Origin of the sequence: Aeromonas sp. 600948 (genome assembly GCF_049174875.1) — a bacterium.
Classification (GTDB): domain Bacteria; phylum Pseudomonadota; class Gammaproteobacteria; order Enterobacterales; family Aeromonadaceae; genus Aeromonas; species Aeromonas veronii_A.
Genome location: NZ_JAAKTY010000015.1, coordinates 92,157 through 101,593 on the forward strand (window position 1 = coordinate 92,157; position 9,437 = coordinate 101,593).

A 9,437-nucleotide genomic window follows, 5' to 3' on the forward strand; every position below is an offset into this window, starting at 1 on the left:
GTTACCAGCGCCCCGCAATACCCTGCTCCCGCCACACCTCGACATCGAGCAGGTTGTAAGGATCATCCAGATAGACGGCGATCCCCAGCTCCCGAACCCGGGCCATAAAGCGTCCCAGCAGGGAGTCACCGGTCAAGGACTCCATCTCCGGCAAGATCCCCTGCCCCAGCAGCAAGGCTTGCAGCGGCAAACGCTCCAGCAGATCGAATGGCAGATGCTGGCTGTTATCGAGCAGCAGCGCCAGCTTGCTCCCCGCCAGACTGGCTTGCAGCACCAGTGCGAAGCGATCGGCATTGCCGAGCAGGTGGTCTCGACGGTGGATCAGCAGAGTCAGTTCGGCTGGGGTGCGCGACTGCTCCGTCAGCCAATCCTTGAGCGCCTCCCAGCGGCTGGGTAAACCCGTTACCGCCAGCCAGACCGGATGAGGGGTCGCGGGACTGGAGAGCAGCCCAAGCTGACCCTGCACTTCCCCCTGCCAACGACGAATTGTTCGACGTTGGCCACTCAGCCGACGCTGACGCAGAGGCCCCAGATAGAGTCCGCGCAGCAACCTGAGCAGCTCGTTGCCATCGAGTGGCTTGGCCAGTGCAGCCAGCACATTGAAACCGGCATCGTGCAGCAGACGGCGGGCACCGTCGATCAATGTCTGCTCGTGCGCCGACAAGAGAATGATCGGCAACCCGCTGCGCTGAATTTGCGGCTGGCTCATCAGCAGGCTGATGGCATCCTGCTCCACCAGACTGAGATCACACACCAGCAGACTGATGTCGCCAGCCTCCAACGCAGCAAGACAGGCAGTTTCATCCTGTACCCACTGGCAGGAGAGCCCCAGTTCGGCGATAGCCTGCTGCAACTGCATCCCCTGAAACGGGTGATCTTCTAGCAGCAGCACCCGCTTGGCCGCCAGCCAGTTGTTCCAGTCACGGTAACTGGCGGCAAGTCCTCCCAGCCAATCTTCACCAATGGCATAAATTCCCTGATGATGCTGCAACTCGGGGAAATAGTCCGCCTGCTGGTGAGCGGCAGGATCGTAAAGGGCAATGGCACCGGCCGCAAACAACCCTTCCCACTGCCAGCAGGCGTCCGGTTGGGTGCGCTGCAAAGTGACATAAGAGGGGAGTGTCGTGCTATTTGCCAGCTCATGGGAGGCCCGATCAAGCGCATACAGCAAGACAGGGCAAAAATCTGCCGCCTCGTGCTCTTCCGAGTCGAGCAACGCCAGCAGTTCTTCATCAGTAATGATCATCTTGGGTCCTTTTCGAGAAATGCTGGCTGAACTCATCCAACGCCCGGTTCAAACTGCTCTGGAGAGCTGGATGGGGGGCTTGTTGCCACTCGTCAATCACCGTCACCAGCGCCGTGGCTCCTACCATTCTGGCGGCCCCCTTCAGCTTGTGTAAAGCAGCATTCACGCCAACTTCATCTTCTTCTGTGCAGCAGCGTTCAAGTTCGGCCAAATCATCACGGGTAGCCTTCAGATAAAGGGCGGCCAGTTCATCGGTCAGCAACGAGGCAACCGGTGTCGGGGCGACAGCATTGCTCCCCTCTTTGGCAATATGGCGCAGCAAGGTCGCCAGCACCTTGAGGGCGACCGGCTTGTCCAGATGGCCATCGCAACCGCAGGATTGCAGCTCCCTTGCCGCTTGCTCACTGAGATCTGCGGTGATCACATAGACCGGAAGACGGGCCCAACGCGCGGATTGGCGCAATTGCCTGCACAGTTCGGCCCCGTTCATCACCGGCATCTGCAGGTCTGTCAACACAAGATCCACCTGATGCTTCACCAGCATCTCCAGCGCCAGCTGCCCGTTGGCGGCACTGACTACGCTTGCACCGAGTTGCCCCAGTTGCATACAGATCAGCTCCCGGTTGACATCGTGATCCTCAACCAGCAGTACCCGCATACCAAGCCCGGGCTGCATCTCACCCACAGGTTGCTCTGATGTCATCCGTGGCTGGAACAGGCTGATCATGGTGCCCGGCACCCAGGACTCCCCCTGCCATGACCAGTGATACAGACTATCCTCGTCTCTCTCGGCCTGCAGCAGATCAACCGCACGACTGGCAACATGAATACCGAGCCTGGACAACCAGGGCGTGACCCCCAAAACCTCATCGTGAGGCAGTGAGAGGGATAACTGGCGTACTCTTGGCTGCCAATCGATATCTTGCTGAACCTGTTGCAACGGCAACTCGCAGAAGAAGCGGCTACCACCGCCCGGGCGTCCCTCGACATCGATCAACCCGCCCATCTGCTCGAGCAGCTGCTTGCAGATCGCCAGACCAAGGCCGGTGCCCGGCGCCCGCAACTGCCCTTCAACAGCAAACTGTTCGAATGGCATAAAGAGAGTAGGACGCATCTTGGCGGTGATCCCCGGCCCTTCATCATCGACCCCGAAGCGCAAGGTCGATGCGACTACCTCGACCCACAGCACCACTTCCCCACGCAGGCTGAACTTGATGGCATTGGAGAGCAGATTGTGGAGCACTTGCCGTACCCGATGGGGATCGAGAGTCAGCAAGGCTGGCAAGGCGGGGTCAAGCCGCAATCGTAATTGCAGCCGTTTGGATCTGGCCTTGCTCCAGTGCACCGCCGCCACGTGCTCGCACAGCTCGGCGAAATCGGTGGGCTGGGGCGAGAGGGAGAGTTTGCTGTTTTCGTTGCGACTAAAGTCGAGTACATCGTTGAGCAGGCCGAGCAGCTCATCCCCCGCCTGACGCACCCGCGCCAGCGCCGAATCCTGTTCTCTCGACAAAGGGGTGCTGGCCAGCCACTCAAGCAAGCCGAGCATGGCGTTCATCGGTGTACGGATCTCGTGGCTAATCGCCGCCAGGAAACGGCCCTTGGCCTGCACCGCCTGCTGCGCCTGTTCATGGGAGTGCTGCAATGCTTGATCCTGCTCGACCCGGGCAGTGGCATCCTGCATCACCGCATAAATTCGCCAACCATGCGGTTGACTGCGGCCACGGCCATAGAGCTGCAACCAGCGCAGACCCTTGGTCGGATGGTGATAGCGCAGGGTGAATGCGAAGGGTTTGCCAGCCTGCAACATGGCGAACATCTCACGGCTTACCCGGCGGCGATCCTCGCGCTCCAGCATAATGAGCACACGTTTGGGCTCACGGCGGATCTGCTGGCTCGCCAGCCCCAGCAGCTCGTAACAGCCTCGGCTGATAAACTCGATGGCCCCTACCCGTCCCCGCTCGAACATAAACTGCAGCACCACGCCGGGGACTGTATTGGTCAGGGCACGCAGGCGGCGCTCTGCCTGACGTAGAAAACGGGCCTGCTCACGCAGCACACTGATATCCGACAGGGCGATGAGATCGGTGGCAGGTGCTTGCTTGTCCAGCCGCAGCGGATGCTGGGCATAGGCGAAGACCTGATCCCCCAGCACCAGCTCCCCTTCGCTCTTTTGCGGCTGAACCGGCGGCAGCATCAACTGCTGAGAGTAGCGCAGGGCCAGACGTCGCCCCTGTTTATTGGATTTGATCACCTTGCCCTGGCTGTTGCGCAGATAGACGGGCACCGGCAACGCCTGAAACATGGTTTCCCGCAGCTCGCTCTCGATGGCCAGCGCCTTCTCGGCGGCGTGACGCTGGGCCACTTCCCTTGCCAGTTGCTGGCGGGAACGCCAGATCCCGCCGATGACAATGCCGCTGATCAGCAGTGCCATGGCAATGGAGCCAAACCAGGCGGCGTAGCTCACACCGGGTTGCTGCACGACGAGCAAGCGGCGCCAGCGCTGGTTAAGTTCGTCGATCTGGGTGCTGGTCAGCGCCATCAGGTTGCGATCCATCACACCGGCTAGCTCGGTCTGACTCTTGTTGATGGCAAAGCCTAGGCCGAAACGATCTTCCAGCTCCTCGATATCGAGCCCTTCCAGCAAGTTGGTACGCTGGGGATATTGCAGCTGATATAGCTCGCTCAGCATGGCGTCAGCCTTGCCTTGCTTGATCGCTGCTAACCCCTGCTCGAGGCCGTCGGTGCGAAGCCACTCCTGATCACCAAGCAGGGCGAGCAAGGAGGGATCGTAGAGGGATTCAGGCACCAGAATACGCTGCCGCTTGAGCTGGGTGATGCTATCGGCAGCCAGCTTGCGCTTGCTGATCAAGGCAAACCGATTGGTGGAGATCGTCCGACTGAAAATGAACTGATCCGTCAATGCCGGGGATTCCGGCAAACCGGCCATCATATCCGCCTCACCAAGGCGCAGCTTTTCTACGGCCTCCGCCTTGCTGGCTGCAGGTACCAGCTTGTATTTCAGGCCGGTCTCCTGGGTGACCCAGCGCAGCACATCCGCGCTCCACCCTTTCGGCTCCCCCAGATCATTGACACCGCTATAGGGCATCAACTCGGGATTGACCACAAGACGAATGGTGCGCCCGCGGCCGGATAACCAGGCCTGCTCGGTATCGCTGAAGTGGGGTTGGTTGACGTAGAGCGACCCCTGATCGAGATAACGGGCCAGATCGGTATAGATAGTACCGGCGGGCATATGACGGATCAGGGTGTCCACCAGATTGGCCAACTCAGGCTGATCACGCATCATCAAGCGATAGCTGATGATCCGATCCTCACCAAACAGGCGGCGCAGGCGCAAACCATCGGCAGGAAACTCGCGCATCAGATAGCGCAGTTGCAGATAGTCCCCCAGATAGGCATCACCCTTGCCACTCTGCAGCGCGTCGTAGACCTTCTCTCCGCTTTTTAGGGAAATAATGCGTGCCTGGGGATAGAGCTCGTGCAGCAGGCGGGCAGAGTCTGCCAGCGAGTAGACCAGAAAGCGGGCCTGTTTGAGATTTTCTCCCTTGTAGAGGATGGCGGCATCGGTCTCCATCATCGGACGACTTAACCGCATGCCCTCCACGGCCTTCTTGCGGGTTCCGACATAGGGAATGATGTCGCAGTCACCCTCTGCGAGCCCATTGCGCAATGTCTGCCAATCGGGCAACTCTTTGAGCACCAGCGGAATCGGGAACAGCTCCTGCAACCGGGCGAGACGATCCTTGAGCAGTCCCCCCTCGGCCATCAGGTATGGTGGAGGAAGCGTCGCAGGATAGCAGAGCGAAAGCTGACTCAGTGAATTTACATAAGCTTGGGTCACCGGTGCCAACGGCAGCACTGTGGTCTGCAAAGGCTTGGCGTGCAATGGCAGTGCCAGCACGGCACCCAGAAGAAAAATGGGGAATTTGGTCATCTGAAAACAAAAGCCAGGCATCTGCCTGGCTTTTTATCACTCGTTGGGTTCAACATTTTCTACCCTGGCCTTGAGCTTCTGGCCAGGCCGGAAGGTCACCACACGGCGGGCGCTGATAGGAATATCCTCGCCCGTCTTGGGGTTGCGTCCGGGACGCTGATTCTTCTCACGAAGGTCAAAGTTACCGAAGCCTGAAATCTTGACTTGTTCACCACGCTCAAGCGCCTGTCGGATTTCCTCAAAGAAGGCTTCCACCATATCTTTGGCTTCACGCTTGCTCATCCCGAGCTGGGTGAACAGGTGCTCTGCAATGTCGGCTTTGGTAAGCGCCATAGATCAATCCCTCAAGGATGCATTCAACTCTTCACCAAGGGCCCGCACGACATTGTCTACGGTCTCGGCAATCTCTTTCTCCTCCAGGGTGCGCTGGGTGTCTTGCAATACAAGACTGATGGCCAGGCTCTTCTTGTCCTCTGCCATACCAGCACCCTGGTATACGTCAAACAAGTTTATTCCAACTACCTGATTTCCGCCAACTTTTTTAATTACCGCAAGCACATCACCTGCCAGAACCTGACGATCGACCACCACGGCGATGTCGCGACGGTTCGCCGGGAACTTGGAAACTTCGGCAGCCACAGGCACCTTGGCCGGGGTCAGCTTGTCCAGCTCCAGCTCAAACATCACCGCGCGGCTCTTGAGGCCCAGCTTCTTCTCGAGGCTCGGGTGGATCACGCCGATGTGGCCGATGATCTCGCCATTGCGCAGGATGGCTGCGCTCTGGCCCGGGTGCAGGGCGCTGTGCTCGGTGCGCTCGAAGGTAAAGGTGGCCCCTTCGGCGGTCAAATCCAGCACCGCTTCCAGATCCCCTTTCAAATCAAAGAAGTCGGCGGCGCGGGTTTTGATGTCCCAGTGTTCGTCGCTCTGGTTGCCAGTGATGATACCGGCCAGCATCGGCTCCTGACGGATACCGTTCTCGGCGCTTTCATCCTTGATGAAACGCAGACCCTGCTCGAACAGACGCACACGCGGCTGCTGACGATTCTGGTTGTAAACAACGGCTTGCACCAGACCCGGGAACAGAGAGACACGCATCGCGGACATTTCGACCGAGATCGGGTTCGGCAGTACGATGGCATCGCTCTGCGGGAACAGGGTTTGCTGGGTCTTGGGATCAACGAAGCTGTAGGTGATCGCTTCCTGGAAACCGCGGTCAACCAGCAGGTCGCGTACGCGCTTCAAGGTCACCTGCCCTTCTGCCTGCTCAACCATCGCCAGAGAGGCGGCCGGTTTCAGGTTCGGAATGTTGTTGTAGCCGTAGATGCGAGCCACTTCCTCGATGAGGTCTTCCTCGATGGCGATATCGAAACGCCAGGAGGGCGCCAACGCAGTCCAACCGTCAGCATCCACAGTCACCTGCATGCCGAGGCGAGTCAGGATCTCGACCACCTGAGCATCCGCCACGCTGATACCGATTACCTTGTCGAGCTTGGCGCGACGCAGCTTGATGGGTGCCGCTTTCGGCAGATGGGCATCGGATTTGACCTCGATAACCGGACCCGCGTCGCCGCCGCAGATATCCAGCAGCAGGCGAGTTGCACGGTCCATCACCTTGGCTTGCAGCTCCGGATCCACCCCGCGCTCGAAGCGATGGGATGAGTCGGTGTGCAGACCGTAAGTACGGGCACGGCCTGTGATGGAGAGCGGCGCGAAGAAGGCACACTCCAGCAAAATGTCGGTAGTGGTCTCGGATACACCAGTGCGGTTGCCGCCGAAGATACCGGCCATGCAGGCAGGACCTTTGGCATCGGCAATCACCAGGGTGGTATCTTTGAGCTTCACTTCGTTGCCGTCGAGCAGGGTCATCGGCTCGTCAGCGTGGGCGCGACGTACCACCAGTTCCCCTTCCAGGGTAGCCAGATCGAAGGCGTGCATCGGCTGACCGTATTCCAGCAGCAGATAGTTGGTGATGTCGACGATGGCGTCGATGGAGCGAATGCCGCCACGGCGCAGCTTCTCTTGCATCCAGAGCGGGCTCTGGGCCTGCAAGTTCAGCCCCTTGATGACGCGGCCCAGATAACGGGGGCAATCAGCTGGTGCTTCAACCCGGATCGGGAAAGTTGCATCAATAGTGGCAACAGCTGGTGCCCAGGTCGGCTCGACCACGTCGACGCTGTTGAGCACGCCGATTTCACGGGCCAGACCGGCGATACCGAGACAATCGGCACGGTTCGGAGTCAGATCAACATCGATGGAGACGTCGTTCAGATTGAGGTAGTCACGAATATCGGTACCGATGGGGGCATCGGCCGGCAGCTCGATGATGCCATCGGCTTCAACGTCGATACCCAGCTCACTGAAAGAGCAGAGCATGCCGTGGGACGGCTGACCACGCAGTTTGGCTTTCTTGATGGTGAAATCACCCGGCAGGGTCGCCCCTACTTTGGCCACACACACTTTCAAGCCCTGACGGCAGTTTGGCGCGCCGCAGACGATGTCCAGCAACTCGGCCTCACCCACGTTGACCTTGGTCACCCGCAGCTTGTCGGCGTCAGGATGTTGGGCGCACTCGACCACTTCACCCACCACCACATTGTTGAACTGGCCAGCCACCGCTTCCACGGCGTCCACTTCCAGACCGGCCATGGTGATCTGCTCGGCCAGCGCGTTGTCACTCAACTCGGTGCGGACCCACTCCATCACCCAGGATTTACTGAATTTCATGTTCTCTCGCCCTTACTTGAACTGCTTGAGGAAGCGCAGGTCGTTTTCGAAGAAGGCACGCAGGTCGTTGACCCCGTAACGCAGCATGGTCAGGCGCTCAACGCCCATGCCGAAGGCAAAGCCCGAGTATTTTTCCGGATCGATGCCGACCGAACGCAGTACGTTCGGGTGAACCATGCCGCAGCCCAGCACTTCCAGCCACTTGCCGTTCTTGCCCATTACGTCCACTTCAGCGCTCGGCTCGGTGAACGGGAAATAGGAAGGACGGAAGCGAATGGTCAGGTCTTCCTCGAAGTAGTTGCGCAGGAAGTCGTGCAGAATGCCCTTCAGCTCGGTAAAGCTGGCATGCTCGTCAACCAGCAGGCCTTCAACCTGATGGAACATCGGGGTGTGGGTCATGTCGTAGTCGTTACGATAGACGCGGCCCGGTGCAATGATGCGGATCGGCGGCTGCTGATGCTCCATGGTGCGGATCTGCACACCGGAGGTGTGGGTACGCAGCATCAGATCAGGATTGAAGTAGAAGGTATCGTGATCGGTACGCGCCGGGTGATGAGCCGGAATATTCAGCGCATCGAAGTTGTGAAAGCCATCTTCAATCTCGGGACCACGGGCAACCTTGAAGCCCATCTCGCCAAACAGGCGCTCGATGCGCTCGATGGTGCGGGTTACCGGGTGCAGACCGCCATTCTCGATGCGACGGCCCGGCAGGCTGACATCGATGGTCTCGGCAGCCAGCTTCTGGTTCAGCACAGCAACTTCGAGCGCTTCACGACGCTCGTTCAGCGCATCCTGAACCTGCTGTTTGGCCTGGTTGATCACGGCGCCCGCGGCGGGACGCTCTTCGGCAGACAAGGCACCCAGGCCCTTCATCTGCTCGGTAAAAAAGCCCTTTTTACCCAGATATTTGACCCGGATTTCGTCGAGGGTCGCGATATCGCTCACGCCCTCAATTTCGGCTCTGGCTTGGCCGACTACTTCTTCAAGCTGTTGCATGTCTTCCTCGTCACCACTCCCGATACAGGAGCCTTTAGGCTAAATAAGGTCAAGAGGGGAATAATACAAAAAAAGCCCCTTCGCTGACCATAGTTAAGGTGGGCTTTTCTCCCTACAAATCATTTTGTTATATCAAGCGAGTCTCATCGATTTACCGTCACTCTTTAAATAGTAGAATAAAGACATGGTTTGTTGGCATACAATCCATTTATAGAACTAGTGATCTCCCACATGTCACTTTGTATGGAGAAAACTGTAGCGCGTGTAAAACAGTGGACAAAACGTGGACGGGAGAAAGAAAAACGTGATGTAAAACCGTGAATGACATGTCTAGTCCTGAAATAGGTTTACACATTTTCAACTAGCATTTTTCTACTCAGAACCCCCTATGTACCGCATCGGGGGTTCTGTATTTCAACGCATGATGCGGCCGCTCCATGTTGTAAATATCCACCGCTTCACGCACCATTTCCCGCGCTTGCGTCAAATCCTGCGGGCTTTGCAACAATAACTCTC

Annotated in this window: 6 protein-coding genes; all 6 read right to left on the bottom strand. The window is 58.4% G+C overall.

What is annotated here, in order from left to right; all coding sequences use genetic code 11:
- Nucleotide 1 precedes the first annotated feature (1 nt).
- Nucleotides 2-1,246, bottom strand: a complete 1,245-nt coding sequence (locus G5182_RS13830; RefSeq protein ID WP_227342865.1) for a response regulator — start codon at nt 1,244-1,246, stop codon at nt 2-4.
- Complete coding sequence (locus G5182_RS13835) at nt 1,233-5,222, bottom strand: ATP-binding protein (RefSeq protein WP_421254442.1); 3,990 nt, start codon at nt 5,220-5,222, stop codon at nt 1,233-1,235. Before G5182_RS13835 ends, G5182_RS13830 begins: the two co-directional genes overlap by 14 nt.
- A 15-nt stretch (nt 5,223-5,237) precedes the next feature.
- Complete coding sequence (gene ihfA / locus G5182_RS13840; protein ID WP_005300715.1) at nt 5,238-5,534, bottom strand: integration host factor subunit alpha; 297 nt, start codon at nt 5,532-5,534, stop codon at nt 5,238-5,240.
- A gap of 3 nt (nt 5,535-5,537) precedes the next feature.
- Nucleotides 5,538-7,925 (bottom strand): phenylalanine--tRNA ligase subunit beta, encoded by a 2,388-nt coding sequence (gene pheT / locus G5182_RS13845; protein WP_202004652.1) that lies wholly within the window; start codon nt 7,923-7,925, stop codon nt 5,538-5,540.
- 12 nt (nt 7,926-7,937) lie between these two features.
- Complete coding sequence (pheS, locus tag G5182_RS13850; RefSeq protein ID WP_005336686.1) at nt 7,938-8,921, bottom strand: phenylalanine--tRNA ligase subunit alpha; 984 nt, start codon at nt 8,919-8,921, stop codon at nt 7,938-7,940.
- A 376-nt stretch (nt 8,922-9,297) separates the two neighbouring features.
- The coding region (locus G5182_RS13855; protein ID WP_421172929.1) for an integrase core domain-containing protein at nt 9,298-9,437 on the bottom strand (140 nt) is incomplete at its 5' end.